The following is a 20,047-nucleotide window of genomic DNA, read 5'->3' as shown; positions in this document are numbered from 1 at the left end:
TGCTATGCATCCATTTTACGGAGCTGTAAGCGAGTTTTTTGCGGAAGGGTATTGGTGGATTGGTTTGCTGTCGATGGCCATGTACCTAGTCTTCTGGGCTGTCGTCATCATTTTTGCGGTCAAGCTCTTCAAGAAATATTTCGCCGATAAGGACATTCCAGCCAAAATAAAGGACGACTCGGCGCTGACGATCCTTCGCGAAAGATATGCGCGCGGCGAAATCAATGCAGAGGAGTTCAAACAGAAAAAAAGCGATTTATTGGAATGAGGCAATAAGGTACAGTTTTTGCCTGAAAGGGGTGCAACATGGAACTGCGCTCGTTGCTGCAGTTGGCGTCCTTTGGCGCCACGACGATTTTATTCAAAAGAAAACGGCCGCTGGTGGGTTCCATCATTCTGACCGACAAATGCAATTTGGCCTGCAAACACTGCGCCGTCAGCAACATCACTTCGATTATTTATCCTTATCCGCAGATAAGAGCTGAGATGCAGTGGTTGTACGCAGAAGGCGTCAGGATCCTCTTTTTTTACGGAGGGGAACCTTTCCTTTGGCGCAATCAGGGCCACACGCTGCGGGATCTGGTCATCGAAGCGAAGCAGATCGGTTTTCTGCTCGTGAACGTGGTCACCAACGGAACGCTGCAGGTAGATTTGCCTGAAGCGGATCTGGTCATGGTGAGCCTTGACGGCGGCAAAGAAAAACACAACGAAATCAGAGGCGATAGCTATGACCGTATCATCGCCAATATCGAGAATGCTTCCCGGGGGAATGTCTGCCTTTATATGGCAATCAATCAAATCAACAAGGGCGAAATCGGGGAAGTCTGTGAAACGGCTTTGCGTACGAAAAACGTCAAGGCTGTTTCCTTCAACTTCCACACGCCTTATCCCGGGACGGAGCGGCTCAAACTAAGCCAAACTGAAAAGCAGGCTTGCGCCGACCAAATTGTGCAGCTGATCAATGCGGGCTATCCGATCCTGAATTTGAAGAGCGCCTTGCCTTATATAGTGAATAATACGTTTCCGACGCCTTGTTACCAATGCATTGTTGTGGAGAACGGGGAGAAATGGGTGTGTGGACGCTGCGTCGACATCGAAGGGCTTTGCGCAGAATGCGGCTTCTTTTTCGCCGCCGAATTCTCGCTTTTCTTCAAAGGAAATGTGAAGGTGATGTGGGATCTGCTTAGGACTTATCTGAAATACATCTAGGAGGTGAAGTTATGAGTTGGACATCGTTGTTGCGGGTATATCTTACCCGCTCATTCAAACCCTTCGTCTTTGAAGGGACCCATGAGAATACATTAGATTTTGAAAAACTGAATGATTTAGGTTTGTATGTGCACATCCCGTTCTGCCGTTCGTTATGTAGTTTCTGCCCTTATTGCAAGGTGGTCCATAACAAACCGCAGGCGGATGCCTATAAGATTGCGCTGCTGAAGGAAATCGATCTGGTCTGCAAGGGGATGTCCGGGAAAAAGCAGGCGACCAGTCTTTATTTCGGTGGTGGGACACCGGCGATGATGTTGGACGATCTGAAGGACATCATCGCGAAGCTGAAAGAATATTTCATCATTACCGGTGGAATCGGTGTGGAACTTCACCCCAGCGACATTAACGAAAGGAATCTTCAGAAGCTGAGGGAGGCGGGGGTGACGATGTTGAGCATCGGCATCCAATCTTTCCAGGACGAGTGCCTCCGGAAAATCGGGAGAAGAAGCGACTCATTTGTCGAAAAGATCCGACTGGTGAAAAGTTACGGCTTCGATGTAGTTGACGTGGACCTGATATTTGCCATCCCGGGTCAGACCGACGAGATTCTAGCGAATGACATCCATACGGCCTTCGCCAGCGGGGCGACGCAAGTTTCGACTTATCCTTTCATCGATTTCACTTTCGCCGACAATGCCTACAAGCCTATGAGCGAAGAAGTGAAACGCGAGATGTTGGAGCATTTGACGGATTATTGCCACACAAATAACATCGAGCGGACATCGGTCTGGACATTCGCGCAGCAGCAAACCGAAAAATATTCTTCCGTCACGCGGGATGCCTTTCTCGGATTCGGTGTTTCCGCAACCACGCTGCTGAAGGAGACCTTCAAAATCAACACGTTTTCGATTCCCGAATACATCAAGCGGATCGAGGGCGACGCTTTGCCGACATCCTTGACGCTCCACTTCACCAAAAGGCAGCGGGCGGTCTATTACCTGTTCTGGAGTGCCTATGCAATGCGAATCGACGCCGACAGATTCGAGGAACTCATCGGCACCCCATTGAACAGGATGTTCGGACTGGAACTGTTCTTGGCGACCAAGTTAGGCTATCTTAAGAAAACAGGACGTGTCTACGAGCTGACCGACAAGGCCGCTTATCTCTATCACGATGTCGAACAGGCGTATACCACAGCCTACATCGATAAGATGTGGCATATTTCAAGGCTACAGCCTTTCCCAGAAAAAATCATTTTGAAATAATTAAACGGCAAAGCAAAAAGGCTGATTCCGCATGGAGTCAGCCTTCTCGGGTATGGATCAGATGCAATGCGGAATCAATTGTCCTCCGTGCGCAGCATCAGTACGCCTCCGATTATGAAGAGGAGGGAAATGCTGGCGAGCCCATTGCGCGAGTCGCCGGTCAATTGGCTTGTGAGCGCATAGAGTGACGGACCCATGATGGCCGCAAATTTGCCGAGGATATTGTAGAAACCGAAATATTCATTGGCGTTCTCCTTGGGCACAAGCTTGGCGAAATAGGAACGCGATAGTGCCTGGATACCGCCTTGCGAAGTTGCAACCAGTGTAGCCAGGATCCAAAATTCGACAGCGGTAGTCATCCGGAATGCCAGCAGACAAGCAAACAGATAAATGACGATGCCCACCAAAATCATCTTTTTGCTGCCGAAGCGCTTGGCCAGTATTCCGTAGAGGATCGTGAAAGGAAACGACAGAATCGGAATCACCAGCACGGCGATCATCAGCACATCCGACACGACCCCGATACTGTCGCCGAAGACTGCTGCCATGTGGATGATTGTGTTCAGCCCGTCGATGTAAAAGAAATAGGCAATCAGGAACAGAAACATCTTCTTGTGGCTGCGGATCTGATGCAACGTTTGGTTAAGCCGGGCGAAACTGTCATGGATGATGTGTTCGCTAGCCGGAACATAATAGCGCTGTTTCACATTGCGCAGCATCGGAATTGTAAAGGTGATCCACCAAAAAGCCGTGAACAGAAAGGATGCTTTGATGGCAGTCGTCCTGGGAATGCCAATCTTCTCCCCGAACATGATCAGCAGGATCGAAAGCACAAACGGGATGGTGCTGCCCCCAATGTAACCCATCGCAAATCCGTATGTGGATACCCGATCCATCCGTTCCTCCGTCGCGACATCCACCAGAAAGGCATCATAGAAGATGTTCGCGCCCGAAAAGCCGATTGTCGTGAGCATGTAGAAGGTCAGCAGCAGACGCCAATCGTCCGTGAAGCTGAGCGCGGCAGTTGCGAAAACGCCGAGCAGGAAGAAGCTTTTGAAAAGCCTCATTTTCCATTTCGGATAATCACCGATCGTCCCGAGGAGCGGGGCGCTGATCGCAATCACCAATGTCGCCGCCGAGGTCGCGTAGCCCCAATAGGAATCCGCCAAGTTCGGGGCGATGCCTTCCCCGGTTGTGATCGATTTATAAAAAAGCGGTAGGACGACCGAAGAGACAATGATGGAGTAGGCGGAATTCGCCCAATCGTACATGATCCAACTTTTTTCCTCTAGAGAAAAACTCTTCAGCATGGCTTCCGCCTCCCATCATCAAAAGTGATAACGCTCTCATTTGTCTTTAATATATTTATAACAGTTGTTAAGGGATAGCACAAGCCCCAAACCAGTCAATCAGCCTATCTTTTCGGGAAAAAAGAAAATCATGGTAAAATTCAGCTATAGAGAACAGAATGGGGGAAGGAAAATCATGGCCAAATACGAACGCCCGGAATACACCGTACTACTGTCTGAAGAACCATTCGAATTGCGGGAATACCGCGATTTCTACATTGTGGAATACGACAACGCCGCTGATCCTGATGTGGACAGCGGATTCGGCACCTTGTTCCGCTACATATCAAAAGACAATCAGGCCAACCGAAAAATCAGCATGACCGTACCGGTGATCCAGGAACTGTCGGACAATCGCACGAAGATGGCGTTTGTTGTCCCAAAGGCGGAATGGGAGGATATCCCGCAGCCCAACAGCCCTGCTTTGACCGTCAAAAAGTTTGACAACGGTCTTTTTGCGGTCATCCAGTACGGCGGTATTTCGAATGATCGGAAAGAGCGCGACATGCTGGAAAAGTTAACTCAGTGGCTTCAGGAGAAAAAATACCAGCCCAGTTCAAACTATATGCTGGCGTCTTTCAACGCCCCATTCGTGCCGCCGATGTTCCGGCATAACGAAATCATGGTACGGATCGCAACGGATCAACAGGATACCGAGTAAGTACTGGACAATTCGGTGTTCCTTTTGTATCGTATCAGGGAACGCAATTAGCAAAAAGGGGTTTAATGGATGAAAAATTTTAATAGCGTAATGAAGGGCTTGTTCGCGCTTTTGGCGATCATTTTGGCCGTTTGGGTCAATGGCGTCGATTCACTTTTTGAGGATCAAACACCCGATTCTTCGATCAGCATCGCCGCCAGCAGCTCGCAAGCAATTGATGACGGTATCGTTGAGAGTGAAACGCAGGAATCAGCCGAAATAATAACCAGCAGCGGGGTCACGGAAGGGCAGTTCTATTCGACGAAAGACGAAGTGGCGGCCTATATCCGCCAGTTCAACGCACTGCCACCTAACTATCTGACGAAGGATGAAGCCGAAGCATTGGGCTGGGACAACGCTCAAGGCAACTTGTGGGAAGTGACGGATGGGATGTCGATCGGCGGTGATTTCTACGGCAATCGCGAGGGCCTGCTTCCGAAGAAATCGGGCAGGACCTATTACGAGGCAGACATCAATTACAACGGCGGTTACCGCGGGGCAGAGCGCATCGTGTACTCGAATGACGGACTGATTTTTTTCACGGATGACCATTACGAATCATTCGAACAGCTGTACGGGGAGGGGGAGTGATTGAAGATGGAAATCATCCGTTTGGACGGCGGCAAGATGACTGACCGGAAAACGACACATGCCTATCTGAAAAGAAAATTGCATTTCCCTGAATATTACGGCAATAATCTTGATGCTTTGTGGGATTGTCTGACGACCGATTTTTCCGAAAAAATGATTATCTTGAATGATCCGCAAACCGTTAAAAATCAACTCGGCGACTACGGGTACTCCTTGGTGGGTTTGTTCAAGGAAATTGCTGCGGTCAACTCCTCCATTCGTTTGATCCTGGCCTACCCACTCCGAAGTTGATTCAAATCAACAAACTTGGCAATACACGGTTGTCAACCTAAAAACAAGGCTGCACGCAAAAAAGACGATTCGCACAGAATCGTCTTTTTTTGCGGTTTTGTCAATTTCCGAATGAAAATTTCTTTCCTTGATTGTCAACCAAGCGTATAGTTGATTGTACGAGGTAGACAAGTCAATGAGGTGATCAAATGGAAGAACGAAAAGTAAAAGTGTATATCGCAATCAGTTTGGATGGCTATATTGCGCATTCGGACGGAAACATCGATTGGCTCGAAATTGTCGCCAGAGCTGAAGAAGATTACGGGTATGCCGCCTTTATCGAAACAATAGACACGGTCATCATGGGGCGTAAGACCTATGAAAAGGTACTGACTTTCGGCGGGGATTTCCCGCATGCAGGCCGGGACTGTTATGTCCTTTCCCGGACCGAGCGCCCTTCTGAGGGTCAAATCCGTTTTTACAGCGGATTTCCCGACGATCTGTTGGATCAGATCCGGAGCAGGCCCGGCAAAGACATCTTTATCGATGGCGGCTCCGAAGCGATCGACATGTTCCGTGAAAAAGGGCTGATCGACAGTTATACCGTATCCATCATACCGATTCTGCTCGGCGAAGGCATTCCGTTGTTCAAAGAAAGCAATCAGGAGCTGCCTTTGAAATTGGTTGAAGCAACCACGTTCGATTCCGGCTTGGTGCAACTCACCTACGAGCCTATCCAAAAATAAAGTCTACTCGTTTCAGACATACTTGCTGCCTTCGCGGATGCTCAGGTTGGACAGGTTATCCTTATGCGCGGAAATGAATGCGCGCACCCAATCGGGAGCGGTTTTGCTAAAATCGCGCAGGCTCCAACCAATGGCTTTATTGATGAAGAATTCCTTTTGATTAAGATTATTCTGGATGATTTCCGCCAGCAGTGCGGTGTCCGTCTTGCCTTTGAAACCGAGTTGATGATCGATGGCCACGCGGCGCAGCCAGATGTCATCTGCCACGCTCCATTTCAAGATGACAGATTTGCATTCCGGATAACGTTGGACGATTGATCCGACAACTCCATCCAGGCCGTCGACGGTATCCCACCAAGATTTTGTCTGGATATACTGCTTCAACTTCGGTAAGTCTTCCGGACCTAGGCAATTTTGGATCGCCAGAAGATAGTCGACGCCCGCATACTGGAATTCCCGTTCATCCCGTTCGAAGCACTGATCGACGAAATCGAAGTCGACTCTCTTTTCTTTTTTTGCAGTTGCAAGAAATTTTTTATAGGCCGCTTTCCGCGGACCCGTCGCGATTCCCAGGAACGGGAATTGATTACGCATATAGGCCGACATCTGGGGAGCGCGTTCTTCATCGCGCAACGCCAGCAAAGATTCAAAAATGCCATCATACCACATGGTGTTAACCTGCCTTTCATAGGTGGGTGCGACTTATAAGTCACTCGTCGTAATCACTTTAGAACAGTTTTTGTAAAAGTGCAATCATGATTCGAAGGAGGATACCATGGAAAAAAATAGAAAATCCAGCTGGATCCGTATAGTACTCATCGGATTGGCTATAGTTATTGTGATGGCTGCAGGTGCGTTCTTTTGGTACGCGAATGACTACTACCAAGCTACGGCGGATGCTGTCGAGGCGCTGCAGTCGGATGGATCGGTCACGATCACCGAAACGGATGACGCGATCACCTTTGCACCGAATGGGGAAGTTCCAGAGGAAGGCGTCATCTTTTATCCAGGTGGAAAAGTGGAGAGCGAAGCCTATGCCCCTTTGCTGCGCAGCTTGGCTGAAGCGGATTTGTTGGTGGTCGTCGCCAAGATGCCTTTCCATTTGGCCGTCTTTGATGCGGACGCGGCGGAAGCGATTATGGCACAGGAAGAAAGTGTCCAGGATTGGTATCTCGCCGGGCATTCCCTGGGCGGGGTAATGGCTTCCAGTTTTGCTGCCGACCAATCTGATGATGTAGCAGGGTTGATTTTCCTGGCATCCTATCCATCAGCAGATTTGACCGACGCGCCGTTTCCTGTAATTTCCATCTATGGTTCGGAAGATAAAGTTCTGAGCCGTGAAAGCTACGAGAAAGCGCAAGAAAAGCTGCCGGATGACTATACGGAAATCGTGCTGGATGGCGGTAATCATGGCCAGTTCGGTGATTACGGAATGCAAGCGGGGGATGGGACTGCAACCATCTCTGCCAATCAGCAGCAACAGCTGACGGTTGAAGTAATCACATCATTTATCGAAAACAACCGCCAGCAATAATGCGACGGATCAAATAATAAGCAAGATTTGCATGAAGGGAAGAAAATATGACAGAAATAACGATGGCGAAAATGAGCCAATTAACGGAAGCCCAAAAAGAGGAAGTCAGAAAAATTTTCGTCACCAGCTATTACAAGGACATGAAAACGTTACACCGGGATACCGAGCGCTTGCTGGGCGGATTCCGCAGATTGCTGCAGGAAGACCTGATTCGGGTTGCAATGGACGGGGATCGCCCGGTAGCGATGGTGGGCTGTTCGACCAACCATCGCCGTGCTATGGAAGTGAACAAAGAGGATTTCTTGGCTAACTTCGGATTCATCTGGGGGCATATCGGTTATTTCAGCTTCCATAAAGAATATGGAGAGCCCTTGCCAATCGATGATGAGACGCTTTATTTTGAGTGCGTCGCAACCAATGAAGCAGATCGGCGCCAAGGTATTGCCGGTCAGATGCTGCTCAAGTTGATCGAAACGGAACCTTACCGAACTTTCGCCTTGGATGTCGTTGACAGCAACGGACGGGCTCAAAGTGTTTACGAACGGATCGGCTTCCGCGAAGTGCATCGGACAAAATCATGGATTGGAAAAATTTTCATGGACTATTCGGAAAGCATTTGGATGAGCCGCCCGAAGCAATTGCCAAATCCATCGGAATGATGGGAAATGAAAATCCATTAGACAAACAGGGCTGGCTTTGATATAGTATTACAGATAGTAATCACATTCATTGATGAAGAAAGTACTTCGAGCAATGTTTACAGCGAGCGGGGAAGGTGGAAGCCCGCAACAGAGTGAAGAAGGAAACGCACTTCAGAGAAAATGACTTGAAAACAAGCGCGGTCCCCCTGTTCGTCGGACAGATCGGAAAGAACGATTGTGAGTAGCGCCATTCGGTTTAGCCCCGTTACCGGTTCAAAAGGATAGAATAATCAGAGCCCATCTGTATTGCTTTATCGAATTAGAGTGGTACCACGGATGTTCGTCTCTATTTTGCCAGGGCAGAATAGGGGCTTTTTTTATCGTTATCGCGCATGTGCGACACCTATGAGAAGACAAGTGATCCATTCATTATGTGGATAGGCAGAGGCATATAATAAAGGAGCAGAAAAATATGGATTATAAAAAGATTGTTGCTGAAGAGATTCAAAAGTTGGTGCCGGAGCATTTAACCTATGACCAAGTGTACCAATTGCTGGAAGTGCCTAAATATACAGAGCACGGGGACGTCGCATTTCCGGCATTCGCACTAGCGAAAGCACTGCGCAAGGCACCGCAAGCCATCGCCGGAGATTTGGCGGCACAACTGAACCATCCTTACATCGAAAAAGTGGAAGCAGTAGGTCCTTACGTCAATCTGTTCCTTGAAAAAGCAGCGGTAACGAATGCAGTCCTGCATGAAATTGCGGCCGAGAAGCAAGCATTCGGTACAGCAAATATCGGAAAAGGCGGCAATGTGCCGATCGATATGTCCTCACCGAACATCGCGAAACCGATCTCAATGGGACACTTGCGTTCAACGGTAATCGGAAATTCTTTGGCCAACATCATGAAGAAAGTTGGCTTCAACCCGATCAAAATCAACCACTTGGGCGACTGGGGCACGCAATTCGGCAAGCTGATCGTGGCCTACAAATTGTGGGGCGACGAAGAAAAAGTCAAAGCTGAACCGATCAATGAATTGTTGACTTTATATGTCCGTTTCCACACGGAAGCAGAATCAGACGATACCATGAACGACGAAGCCCGCGCTTGGTTCAAGAAATTGGAAGATGGCGATGAAGAGGCTTTGCATCTTTGGGAGTGGTTCCGTTCCGAATCACTGCAGGAATTCATGAAAATCTACGATATGTTGGGGATCACTTTCGATTCATTCAACGGCGAAGCTTTCTACAACGATAAGATGGATGAAGTCGTTGAACTGCTGGACAAAGCTGGTATCCTGACCCAGGACCGCGGCGCAACCATCGTTGATCTGGAAAAATACAATCTGAATCCGGCCTTGATCAAGAAATCGGACGGCGCAACGTTGTACATCACCCGCGACTTGGCGGCGGCAATCTACCGCAAACGCAACTATGATTTTGCGATGTCCCTGTATGCAGTCGGCAATGAACAAAGCAACCACTTCAAACAACTGAAAGCCGTTCTGAAAGAGCTTGGCTACGACTGGGCAGAAAACATGCACCATATCCCATTCGGTCTGATCACACAAGGCGGCAAGAAACTGTCGACGCGTCAAGGGAAAGTCATCCTGCTTGAGGAAGTCCTGAACGAAGCGACCGAGCTTTCCTTGAAACAGATCAATGAGAAGAATCCGACATTGGAAGACAAAGAAGCAGTCGCCAAAGCAGTCGGCGTCGGCGCCGTCGTTTTCCATGATCTGAAAAATGATCGTCTGAACAATTTCGACTTCGATTTGGAGGAAGTCGTGCAATTCGAAGGCGAAACAGGCCCTTATGTCCAATACACAAACGCACGCGGATTGAGCATCCTGCGCAAAGCAGCAGTCGAACTGGACACTACCGAAGCAGCCGACCTTGGCCTGGATGATGCTTACGCATGGGAAGTCGTAAAACTGTTGAACAGTTTCCCTGAAATCATTCAGCAAGCCTACGAAAAATTTGAGCCATCCGTGATCGCGAAATACACGATCCACTTGTCCCAAGCGTTCAATAAATACTACGGCAACACAAAAGTGCTGGTAGAAGACGACAAACGCAACGCCCGTCTGGCACTTGTCCAGTCCGTAGCCACAGTCCTGCAAGAAGGCCTAAGACTCCTAGGAGTCCAATCCCCAGAAAAAATGTAGGATACGATGAATTGCGGTAGGGGGTGAGCACTAAGAGGACATTACGAGAACGGCCGTTTTTTGGCCGTGACGTAATGTCAGCTTAGGCGGAATCCCCTGCAATTCAGAGTTCGACTAAAAGGGATGAGATGATTCGCGGGTAGATACCCGGACGTTGGAGCAAATAACGAAGTGAACCTCTTTTGTTCACTACGTTATTTGCGAAACGGGAGCGGTATCTGCTTTTCAGAACGCGTTTGCGTAGGATACGATAAAAACCAAAACCGCCTAAAATTATGCATATAGTTTTAGGTTTTTTGATTTTCACTGAACAAAAACAACAGAAAGAAGGGCTAACCTTTGCATATTTACAGGAAGCTCATGGTTGATGAGCGCATCGTGTACCTAGCGAAAGGGATACTTGTAGGTTTATCAGCTGGCTTTATTGTCAGCCTTTTCAGATTAGGCATTGAATTTATATTGGGAACAGTAGTTGAAAGCTATCATTATATGCAAGAACAGCCAATCTGGCTTATCCCTTGGGTGATTTTTTCAGTGGTAGCCGCGGTCATCGTCGGAAAACTTGTCAAAAGTGAACCCAACATCAAGGGCAGCGGCATTCCGCAAGTGGAGGGGCAAGTCCAAGGAATCATCAGCCTTGCCTGGTGGCCCGTGCTCTGGAAAAAATTCATCGGAGGCCTGCTGGCGATCGGATCGGGTCTCTTCTTAGGAAGAGAGGGTCCTTCCATCCAATTGGGATCCGCAGTGGGACAAGGCATCAGCAATCTCACAAAAGGGGATGATGTCGAAGAGAAGATTTTGCTTTCGAGCGGTGCCGGCGCCGGTTTGGCGGCTGCTTTCAATGCTCCTTTGGCCGGCTTGATGTTTGTTCTCGAGGAAGTCCATCATAATTTTTCCCCTTTGCTTGCCATCACGACCTTCTCCTCCGCACTTGTGGCAAATTTCGTGTCCTTGAACATCTTCGGGTTGACTCCTGCGTTGGACATCGGCATGATGAACACGATCCCAATCGCCTACTACGGTTTGGTTATAGGCTTGGGAGTCTTTCTGGGATTAAACGGCTGGCTCTACACCAAAGTGGTCTTGTCTTTGCCGAACCTCTACAGCAAGCTGCCATTCATCCCGGTTCGGTACAACGCAATCTTGCCATTCATTCTGGTCATCCCGATCGGCTATTTTCTTCCTCAGGTCATCGGAGGCGGCAGCGAATTGATCCTGCATTTGAGCAATTGGCAACTCTCCTTGGGCGTGTTGATTGGCCTATGGGTTTTGCGCTTCGTATTTTCGATGATCTCTTACGGCGCGAATGTTCCCGGAGGCATTTTTCTGCCGATCTTGTCGTTGGGGGCAATCTTGGGCGCCATCTACGGAAAAGCGGCTTTGGCTCTACTTTCGTTCGATCCGCAATATTTGCCGCATTTCATTATTTTTGCGATGGCGGGTTATTTCACAGCCATCGGAAAAGCACCTTTGACTGCCATCATTTTGGTTACGGAGATGGTCGGTGGGATGAATCAGTTGATGCCGCTTGCCATTTGTTCATTCAGCGCCTTTGTCACCGCTGATCTGTTGGGTGTGGATCCCATCTATGAAAGCCTTTTGGAAAGGCTCATTGCTTCGCACGACAGTAAGCGCAACGGGAAAAAATATCTGTTTGATCTACCGATCAGAGCCGAAAGTCATTTTTCCGGCAAAGAAATCCGTGATGTCAGGTGGCCAGAGGATGTGTTGGTGACCTCGATCCGAAGAGGCCGACAGAATGTTGTGGCAACCGGAAAAACAATTATGCAGACGGGGGATGTGTTGCATGTTTTGACAGATCTGGGCCTGGCCAAAACTGTTCAGGAAGAACTGAAGCAATTGGAAAAGAGGCGACTTTTCGACACTTGATGCATCAAAACGGTTTTTTTCTGAAAAGTGTGCTATCCTTATATTGAAGTTTTTAAAGTCGGTGCATCGCAAGCCTTGATAGAGGGGGTACTGTAAAATGGGAAGAATTTCAGACATCACATTGACCAATCAACCGGAGCAACGCATCATTTCCATCAAAACGGAAACGACGCTGAAAAATATGCAGACGAAGATAGAGGACTGCCGCGAAAAAATCCTGGCCTATCTGAATTTGTTGGAAGAACTGCCTGCAGGTCCCTGTTTCACGATCTATTACTCATTCACAAAGCAAAATGTCGAAATTGAAGTCGGCTATCCGATCGTAAAAATGTTGCCGCCGCAAGATGATATCCGCATGTCGATCATTCCCGCAGGCAAACGTGTATCCTGTCTGAACATCGGCCCTTATAATGAAATTCCCAAAATTTATCAGGAAATGGATCAGTGGTTGGCATTCCATGATTTCGAAACGAATGGCATCTCCTATGAAACTTACTACAACGGCGAAGGCTTCACGCCGCAGGAATACTTGACCAAAATTGAATTGCCTATCCAAGAGGCAGATGAAACATAAGAATTGAAAAATATTATAGCTAAAAAAAGCGAGCCGTCGAATAGACGGCTCCACTTTTTTGAAAGGAAAAAAATATGCAACAAAACAAACAGCCAGAAATGGCGGAAAACAAGATGGGTGTCATGCCCGTCAACAAATTACTGATCTCCATGTCCGTTCCGATGATGATTTCCATGGTGGTGCAGGCTTTATATAATGTCGTTGACAGCATCTTTGTGGCTCAAATCAGCGAAAAAGCCCTGACGGCGGTATCCTTGGCCTTTCCGGTTCAGAACTTGATGATCGCTCTGGCGGTCGGGACCGGGGTCGGAATCAATGCGTTGGTTTCCAGACGACTCGGAGAAAAGGATTACGCGGCTGCAAACAGCACAGCCGATAACGGCATTTTTCTGAATGCCATGCATTTTTTGCTGTTTTTGGCGTTGGGCCTGTTCTTCATCCCGCTTTATTTCTCCTTCCAGACGAAGGATGCAGAAATCATCGCTTACGGAATCGATTACCTGCAAGTCATCTGTGTCTTCTCGATCGGAATATTTATGCAGGTCAGCATGGAACGCTTGTTGCAATCCACAGGCAGAACCCTGTTTACGATGACGACCCAAGCGACAGGCGCGGTCCTGAACATCATCTTGGATCCGATTTTCATCTTCGGCTGGTTCGGCGTTCCAGCGATGGGGACAAGAGGCGCTGCGATCGCAACCGTGATCGGACAGATAACCGCGGCTTCACTGGCGTTCTTTTTCAACGTTAGGTTCAATAAAGAAATCACTTTATCGTTTAAAGGGTTCCGTCCGAATATGCAAACAATCAAAAAAATCTATTCAATCGGCGGTCCGTCGATTTTGATGCAGGCTGTAGGTTCCTTCCTGAATTTGAGCCTGAATAATATTCTGATCCGTTTCACACCGACTGCGACCGCTGTTTTCGGTGTCTACTTTAAGCTTCAGAGCTTTATATTCATGCCGGTTTTCGGCCTGAATAACGGGATGGTTCCAATCATCGCCTACAACTACGGTGCCGATCAAAAAGAGCGGATCGAGCAAACCATTACCTTGTCGAAATGGTATGCGATGGCGATCATGTTCATCGGTGCTGCCGTTTTCTTGCTGATGCCCGGCACACTTCTGCACTTGTTCAACGCATCCGATGAAATGCTGGAAATCGGGATTCCGGCTTTGCGGATCATCAGCCTTTGCTATGTTGCTGCAGGCTATAACATCGTTTCCGGTTCTGTGTTCCAAGCCTTTGGAAGAGGTGGCCTGAGTCTTTGGGTCTCCATGATCCGCCAGGTAGTGGTGCTGCTGCCGGCAGCTTATCTGCTTTCCTTGATGGGCAACGTTGCTTTTGTCTGGTGGGCGTTTCCGATTGCGGAAGTCTTCGCATTGGTCATGAGCATTTATTTCAACAAGAAAATCGACAAAGAAGTCATTGCGAACATCTACCCGCATACAATTGGGGACTCTATCCCGGAATAATCAGAAAAAAGAAGTCTTGCAGAGCCGAAAGGATTCTGTGGGGCTTTTTTTATGGATTCGCGGGATGGTTTGTTTTCGGTTACGGATATGTGTCCGGCTTTACTTTTATTCCCCGGAATCCTAAAATGAAGGAGACAGAAGGATGTTTGAGAACAGGACGGAGGGGTTTCAGTGAAGATCGGAATCATCGGAGCGACAGGCAGGCAAGGCAGGTTGATTTTGGAGGAAGCGCATGCCCGGGGTCATGAGGTGACAGCCATCATCCGGAATCCCGCCAAGCTCGCCGACAAAGACGTATCCATCATGGAGAGGGACATCTTTGATGTGCAGGTGGAGGATCTGAAAGGATTCGATGTGATTGTGGATGCTTTCAATGCGCCGACGGGGATGGAAGAGGAGCACGTCACCTCGCTTCAGTCCTTGATCGATGAATTGGAGCACCTACCGGAAACGCGTTTGATAGTCGTAGGTGGAGCCGGCAGCCTTTATGCAGATCCCGGAAAAACGATCCGGGTGATGGAAACGGCCAATTTTCCTGAGGCTTTCAAACCGACTGCGACGAACATGGCCAAAGCCCTCAGTCTACTGAAGGAAAGCCACGTCAATTGGACTTATCTTTCGCCATCCGCTTATTTTGACCCGAACGGCAACCGGACCGGGAAATACGCCGAAGGGGCAGAAACGTTACTGCTGAACAGCGAAGGTGAGAGCTACATCAGTTACGCGGATTATGCGATCGCATTTGTGGACGAGATTGAAAGGCAAAGACATCTAAGGCAACGCTACACAGTCGTCGGCGAACGGCAATAGATTTTTACGCTGACAGGTACGACAACGTAGATCAGGAGGAGAATTCATGGAAACATTGGATTTGATCATCGATTTTCATAAAAACAACCCGCGCCAAGGTCCTGGCAGCCAACAGAGCACCATCAAAGCACTGCAGTTTCTGCCTCAATTGACCCCGCAAGCGCAATTGTTGGACGTCGGCTGCGGAACCGGCGCGCAGACCATGGTGCTGAGTGAACAGACGCCAGCCCACATCACGGCGGTTGACAGCAGCAAGGAATTTTTGAGCATACTCAAGCACAAAGTCCTGGAACATGGCATTACAAACCGCTTGACGGTCAAGGAAATGGATATGGAACAGCTTGCCTTCGCTCCGGAATCTTTGGACGTCATCTGGGCGGAAGGCGCCATCTACAACATCGGCTTTTCCAGAGGCATCCGGGAATGGCGTCCGTTGCTGAAAAAAGACGGTTACTTGGTCGTTTCCGAAATTTCCTGGCTGACACCGGAACGTCCTCAAATCGTGGACAAATATTGGACCGAAGTCTACCCAGAAATGGGGACGATCGCTGAGAAGACCGCTCAAATCGAGGAGGCTGGCTACATCCCGGTGGCGCATTTCATCCTGCCCGAATCGGACTGGACGAGCCACTACTACCATTACTATGAAACCAATGAAGCGGCATTCCTGGAAAGGCACGGCCACAGCGAGGACGCAAAAGCATTGGTGGAAGAGAACCGCCAGGAAATGAAACATTTCGAAAAATACAGTGCCTACTACAACTATGTTTTCTATATTTTGCAGAAACGGGAAACAAAATAGTAAGACCAGAGACGGATTCCTTCGAAAGAGGGAATCTTTTTTTTGACTGAAACCGTCATCTATATACAATCTTAACACCGCCGTCCATTTCCTTAGCACTTTCTTAACACACTTTGGCAGTATGATTGACATAGTAAGAACTTAAGAATTGAAAGTTGGGAGTGGGAGTAGTGGGTATTGTGTCCATATTTGCCTGTTTATTGGGATTGAGCTTATTGCTGTATTTATTTTATGTGTTGTTTAGGGGTGAAGATCTATGAGCTTGATAGTTGTGCAATATGTCGTTTTCTTCGTACTGTTGGTGCTGCTTGCATCTGTTGTCGGAAATGGAATCTATAAAGTGATGGCAGGGGAAAAAATGCTGCTGACGCGAATCCTTTCACCGATAGAACAGGCTGTATACCGTTTCATAGGAGTCGATGAAGAAAAACAGATGGATGCGAAGTCGTATGCCCTTGCAGTCGTCCAATTTTCGCTAGCTGGGTTTGCCGGTTTATGGATGCTCTTGATGTTTCAAGGCTTCCTGCCATTGAATCCGGAAGGGAAAGCCGGGATGTCTTGGGACTTAGCGTTGAACACCGCAGCAAGCTTCATCACCAATACGAACTGGCAAGCATACGCCGGTGAAGTGAGCTTGTCCTATCTATCGCAGATGCTGGGGTTGACGGTGCAAAATTTCCTTTCTGCAAGTGTCGGACTTGCTGTTCTTTTTGCAGTGATGCGTGGATTGGTCTTAAAGGAAAGCGAAGCAATCGGTAATTTCTGGAAGGATTTAACGCGGGCCGTCCTATACATCCTGCTGCCATTGGCTACTGTCTTGGCCGTTTTACTAGCATCTCAGGGCGTCATCCAGACTTTTCAAGGCGCACAACAAGCAACCGCGTTGGAGTCCGGAAAGCTGTTCTCTATTTCCTTAGGGCCGGTAGCGAGCCAAGTAGCCATTAAGGTTCTGGGAACAAATGGGGGAGGTTTCTTCGGAACGAATGCAGCCTATCCTTTGGAAAATCCGACAGCCTTATCGAATGTGCTGCAGATGCTTTCCATTTTGCTGATCCCGGTATCCTTGCTCTTCACTTTCGGAAAAGCCGTGAAGGACAGATTGCATGCACGGGCCCTTTTCATAACGATGGCGGTATTATTCGTGGGTCTGCTGGCCTTGGTGACCTACAGTGAATGGTCGTTGGGCCCCCTATTTGAAGGCGTGCAGGTTAGCGGAAACATGGAAGGGAAAGAAGTGATCCATGGAATTGGCGGATCGGCGCTGTGGACTGCAGCAACAACGGCGACTTCTACGGGAGCGACCAATTCCAGCTTGTCCAGCTATACCGCATTGGGAAGCCTAGCGCCCTTGTTCTTGATGCAGTTAGGCGAAATCGTCTTCGGCGGCATCGGCTCAGGCATCTATGGGATGCTGGCATTCGTGTTGCTGACCGTATTCATAGCGGGATTGATGGTCGGACGGACGCCAGAATATCTGGGCAAGAAAGTCGAACCATTCGATATGAAGATGGCGAGCGTTATCATATTGACGCCGTCGCTGTTGAGTTTGATCGGTACCGCTGTCGCCATTATGCTGCCGATGATCACGGAGTGGCTCCATACTTCTGGTGCGCACGGCTTTACAGAAGCGCTCTATAATTACACCTCACTCGCCAACAACAACGGGAGCAGCTTTGCGGGCTTCGAGTCGGATACGTTATTCACAAATTTGGCCGGGGCAGGCATCATGGTGATTGCGCGATTCGTGCCGATGATTGCGTCCATCTATTTAGCCGGTAATTTCGCCGGGAAAAAACAAGTCGCTGTAACCGAAGGAACGCTTTCCACAAGTGATGGCCTGTTCACGGCTTTTCTGTTGGGAGTCATCCTCATCATTGGGGCGCTGAGCTACTTGCCGGCATTGACGCTGGGTCCGATTGCAGATTTTTTTGCCACACGATAACGATGAGGGGAAATTAAAAAATGGAAAATAATGCCATATCAAAAGATATATTGCTGGATGCGGTCAAACAGTCATTCAAGAAGCTGTCACCGAAAATACAAGTGCGCAATCCGGTCATGTTGGTCGTATACTTGGGTGCCATCTTCACGACTATCCTGTTTTTTCTTTCATTGACGGGAACAAAGGATGAGTCTTCAGGTTACACATTCATCATCACGCTGATACTGTGGTTCACTGTGCTCTTCGGGAATTTTGCGGAGGCGATTGCCGAAGGACGCGGCCGCGCACAAGCTGATACGCTGCGCAGTGCCCGCTCCGATGTCCAAGCGAAAAGGTTATTGACGAAGGAAAACCATGACACGTTTGAGTGGGTCATTTCGAGCAGCCTGAAGAAAGGCGACTTGGTCTTTGTGGAAGCCGGCGGTCAAATACCGATGGACGGAGATGTCGTTGATGGGGCTGCATCCGTTGATGAGAGTGCCATTACTGGCGAGTCAGCGCCGGTCATCCGGGAATCTGGCGGCGACAGAAGTGCTGTGACAGGTGGGACAACCGTCTTGTCCGACTGGCTGGTCATTACAGTGACTGCGGAGGCCGGAGAAAGTTTCCTGGATAAGATGATTGCAATGGTTGAAGGATCTTCGCGAAAGAAGACGCCGAACGAGGTTGCGCTGCAAATCATTCTGGTCACGCTGACGATCATCTTCTTGGTTGTGAGCGGCACGCTCTTTCCTTTCACCGCCTTTTCAGCACAAGTGACTGGTCAAGGGAATGCCATTACGATCACGAACATCATCGCCTTACTTGTCTGTTTGGCTCCGACGACGATCGGTGCGCTGCTGTCATCGATCGGTATCGCCGGGATGAGCCGTTTGAATCAAGCGAATGTACTGGCAATGAGTGGCCGTGCCATAGAAGCGGCCGGGGATGTCGACATCTTGCTGCTGGATAAGACTGGAACCATCACCTTGGGTAACCGCCAAGCCGCTGAATTCTATCCGGTTGCTGGCGTAAGCATCGAGGACTTGGCAGATGCTGCGCAGCTGTCGTCACTAGCGGATGAAACTGCGGAAGGCCGATCCATCGTCGTTTTGGCGAAAGAAAAGTTCAATATCCGCGGTCGCAATATGGGCGCGCTGCAGGCAGAATTCATCGAATTCACCGCGAAGACGAGGATGAGCGGAATCAATTATCAAGGGAATGAAATACGCAAAGGAGCAGCCGATACCGTCAAGACTTATGTGCTTGACCACGGTGAATCCTTTCCCGAAGAGTGCGATGCCATCGTCAGGGAAGTCGCCACAAAAGGCGGGACACCGCTTGTGGTAGCGAAGAACTATGAAGTTATGGGCGTCATCTACTTGAAGGATATCGTGAAGAACGGCGTGAAGGAGCAATTTCATAATTTGCGTAGCATGGGCATCAAAACCATCATGATTACCGGCGACAACCCGATGACCGCTGCGGCGATTGCAGCCGAAGCGGGCGTGGATGATTTTTTGGCGGAAGCGACACCTGAAGATAAGATGAACCTGATCCGCGAATATCAGCGGGAAGGCCATCTGGTGGCCATGACGGGCGACGGGACCAATGACGCCCCCGCATTGGCACAAGCCGATGTGGCCGTGGCGATGAATTCCGGGACGCAGGCAGCCAAAGAAGCCGGAAACATGATCGATCTGGATTCAAGTCCGACGAAGTTGATTGAAATTGTCCGTATCGGGAAGCAACTGCTGATGACGCGTGGAGCTTTGTTCACATTCAGTATCGCAAATGACGTTGCGAAATACTTCGCCATCATCCCTGTGCTGTTCCTCAGCATCTACCCTGAGCTGGGCGTGCTGAACTTCATGAACATCACAAGCACAAACAGCGCCATCCTGTCGGCGATCATCTACAATGCGTTGATTATCATTATCTTGATTCCGTTGTCGTTAAAAGGGGTACCTTATAAAGAGATATCTGCCGGGAAACTGCTGAAGCGTAACATCTTGATCTACGGATTAGGCGGTCTGGTAGCGCCGTTCATTGCGATCAAGCTGATCGATTTAATCATCACGTTATTCGGATTAGTATAGG

At 48.9% G+C, this 20,047-nt stretch carries 20 protein-coding genes and 1 other annotated feature; of the genes, 18 read left to right on the top strand and 2 right to left on the bottom strand.

The features are described 5' to 3' along the window. Window positions 1–4: 4 nt before the first annotated feature. From WBM30_RS08470 to WBM30_RS08460, 3 genes are read left to right on the top strand one after another with little or no spacing between them, the layout of a single operon-like run. On the top strand, window positions 5–268 hold the full coding sequence (locus WBM30_RS08470) for an SHOCT domain-containing protein (RefSeq protein ID WP_424900304.1): 264 nt from the start codon (window positions 5–7) through the stop codon (window positions 266–268). 38 nt (window positions 269–306) lie between these two features. Then, the gene (locus WBM30_RS08465; RefSeq protein ID WP_424900303.1) at window positions 307–1,209 is read left to right on the top strand and encodes a radical SAM protein; all 903 of its coding nucleotides are present in this window, start codon (window positions 307–309) and stop codon (window positions 1,207–1,209) included. Between the two features lie 11 nt (window positions 1,210–1,220). After that, the gene (locus WBM30_RS08460) at window positions 1,221–2,474 is read left to right on the top strand and encodes a coproporphyrinogen-III oxidase family protein (RefSeq protein ID WP_424900302.1); all 1,254 of its coding nucleotides are present in this window, start codon (window positions 1,221–1,223) and stop codon (window positions 2,472–2,474) included. 74 nt (window positions 2,475–2,548) lie between these two features. On the opposite strand, the gene WBM30_RS08455 is transcribed toward WBM30_RS08460, so the two are convergent. Beyond that, a complete protein-coding gene (locus WBM30_RS08455; RefSeq protein ID WP_424900301.1) occupies window positions 2,549–3,784 on the bottom strand; it encodes an MFS transporter in 1,236 nt (411 codons plus the stop codon). Between the two features lie 175 nt (window positions 3,785–3,959). Between WBM30_RS08455 and WBM30_RS08450 the strand changes: the two genes are divergently transcribed. The 4 genes from WBM30_RS08450 to WBM30_RS08435 all read left to right on the top strand — a co-directional run bounded on the left by WBM30_RS08450 (window position 3,960) and on the right by WBM30_RS08435 (window position 6,130). Next, a complete protein-coding gene (locus tag WBM30_RS08450) occupies window positions 3,960–4,484 on the top strand; it encodes an SOUL family heme-binding protein (protein WP_424900300.1) in 525 nt (174 codons plus the stop codon). A 69-nt stretch (window positions 4,485–4,553) separates the two neighbouring features. After that, window positions 4,554–5,114 (top strand): ribonuclease domain-containing protein, encoded by a 561-nt coding sequence (locus tag WBM30_RS08445; protein WP_424900299.1) that lies wholly within the window; start codon window positions 4,554–4,556, stop codon window positions 5,112–5,114. A 6-nt stretch (window positions 5,115–5,120) separates the two neighbouring features. After that, window positions 5,121–5,405, top strand: a complete 285-nt coding sequence (locus WBM30_RS08440) for a barstar family protein (RefSeq protein WP_424900372.1) — start codon at window positions 5,121–5,123, stop codon at window positions 5,403–5,405. A gap of 188 nt (window positions 5,406–5,593) precedes the next feature. Further along, the gene (locus WBM30_RS08435; RefSeq protein ID WP_424900298.1) at window positions 5,594–6,130 is read left to right on the top strand and encodes a dihydrofolate reductase family protein; all 537 of its coding nucleotides are present in this window, start codon (window positions 5,594–5,596) and stop codon (window positions 6,128–6,130) included. 12 nt (window positions 6,131–6,142) lie between these two features. On the opposite strand, the gene WBM30_RS08430 is transcribed toward WBM30_RS08435, so the two are convergent. Continuing rightward, on the bottom strand, window positions 6,143–6,799 hold the full coding sequence (locus tag WBM30_RS08430) for a DNA alkylation repair protein (protein WP_424900297.1): 657 nt from the start codon (window positions 6,797–6,799) through the stop codon (window positions 6,143–6,145). Window positions 6,800–6,905: 106 nt separating this feature from the next. Here WBM30_RS08430 and WBM30_RS08425 point away from each other — a divergent pair, with 106 nt between their 5' ends. From WBM30_RS08425 to kdpB, 11 genes are all read left to right on the top strand, one after another. Next, the gene (locus WBM30_RS08425) at window positions 6,906–7,664 is read left to right on the top strand and encodes an alpha/beta hydrolase (protein ID WP_424900296.1); all 759 of its coding nucleotides are present in this window, start codon (window positions 6,906–6,908) and stop codon (window positions 7,662–7,664) included. A gap of 47 nt (window positions 7,665–7,711) precedes the next feature. Next, window positions 7,712–8,323 (top strand): GNAT family N-acetyltransferase, encoded by a 612-nt coding sequence (locus WBM30_RS08420; protein WP_424900295.1) that lies wholly within the window; start codon window positions 7,712–7,714, stop codon window positions 8,321–8,323. Window positions 8,324–8,384: 61 nt separating this feature from the next. After that, window positions 8,385–8,656 (top strand) — a binding site (T-box leader). 121 nt (window positions 8,657–8,777) lie between these two features. Beyond that, window positions 8,778–10,475: an arginine--tRNA ligase gene (argS, locus tag WBM30_RS08415; RefSeq protein ID WP_424900294.1), complete on the top strand. Its 1,698-nt coding sequence runs from the start codon at window positions 8,778–8,780 to the stop codon at window positions 10,473–10,475. Window positions 10,476–10,835: 360 nt separating this feature from the next. After that, window positions 10,836–12,365, top strand: a complete 1,530-nt coding sequence (locus tag WBM30_RS08410; RefSeq protein ID WP_424900371.1) for a ClC family H(+)/Cl(-) exchange transporter — start codon at window positions 10,836–10,838, stop codon at window positions 12,363–12,365. Between the two features lie 97 nt (window positions 12,366–12,462). Then, on the top strand, window positions 12,463–12,939 hold the full coding sequence (locus tag WBM30_RS08405; RefSeq protein ID WP_424900293.1) for a GyrI-like domain-containing protein: 477 nt from the start codon (window positions 12,463–12,465) through the stop codon (window positions 12,937–12,939). A 74-nt stretch (window positions 12,940–13,013) separates the two neighbouring features. After that, on the top strand, window positions 13,014–14,414 hold the full coding sequence (locus tag WBM30_RS08400) for an MATE family efflux transporter (protein WP_424900292.1): 1,401 nt from the start codon (window positions 13,014–13,016) through the stop codon (window positions 14,412–14,414). A 171-nt stretch (window positions 14,415–14,585) separates the two neighbouring features. After that, the gene (locus WBM30_RS08395; protein ID WP_424900291.1) at window positions 14,586–15,224 is read left to right on the top strand and encodes an NAD(P)-dependent oxidoreductase; all 639 of its coding nucleotides are present in this window, start codon (window positions 14,586–14,588) and stop codon (window positions 15,222–15,224) included. A 46-nt stretch (window positions 15,225–15,270) separates the two neighbouring features. Continuing rightward, window positions 15,271–16,026: a class I SAM-dependent methyltransferase gene (locus WBM30_RS08390; protein ID WP_424900290.1), complete on the top strand. Its 756-nt coding sequence runs from the start codon at window positions 15,271–15,273 to the stop codon at window positions 16,024–16,026. A 161-nt stretch (window positions 16,027–16,187) separates the two neighbouring features. Then, complete coding sequence (locus tag WBM30_RS08385) at window positions 16,188–16,286, top strand: potassium-transporting ATPase subunit F (protein WP_424900289.1); 99 nt, start codon at window positions 16,188–16,190, stop codon at window positions 16,284–16,286. Beyond that, window positions 16,283–17,968: a potassium-transporting ATPase subunit KdpA gene (kdpA, locus tag WBM30_RS08380; RefSeq protein ID WP_424900288.1), complete on the top strand. Its 1,686-nt coding sequence runs from the start codon at window positions 16,283–16,285 to the stop codon at window positions 17,966–17,968. Before WBM30_RS08385 ends, kdpA begins: the two co-directional genes overlap by 4 nt. Window positions 17,969–17,988: 20 nt before the next feature. Then, window positions 17,989–20,046, top strand: a complete 2,058-nt coding sequence (gene kdpB, locus WBM30_RS08375; protein WP_424900287.1) for a potassium-transporting ATPase subunit KdpB — start codon at window positions 17,989–17,991, stop codon at window positions 20,044–20,046. Window position 20,047 lies beyond the last annotated feature (1 nt).

It is taken from the genome of Trichococcus sp., from assembly GCF_049684335.1.
Classification (GTDB): Bacteria; Bacillota; Bacilli; order Lactobacillales; family Aerococcaceae; genus Trichococcus.
This window is presented reverse-complemented; position numbering and strand designations above follow the sequence as displayed.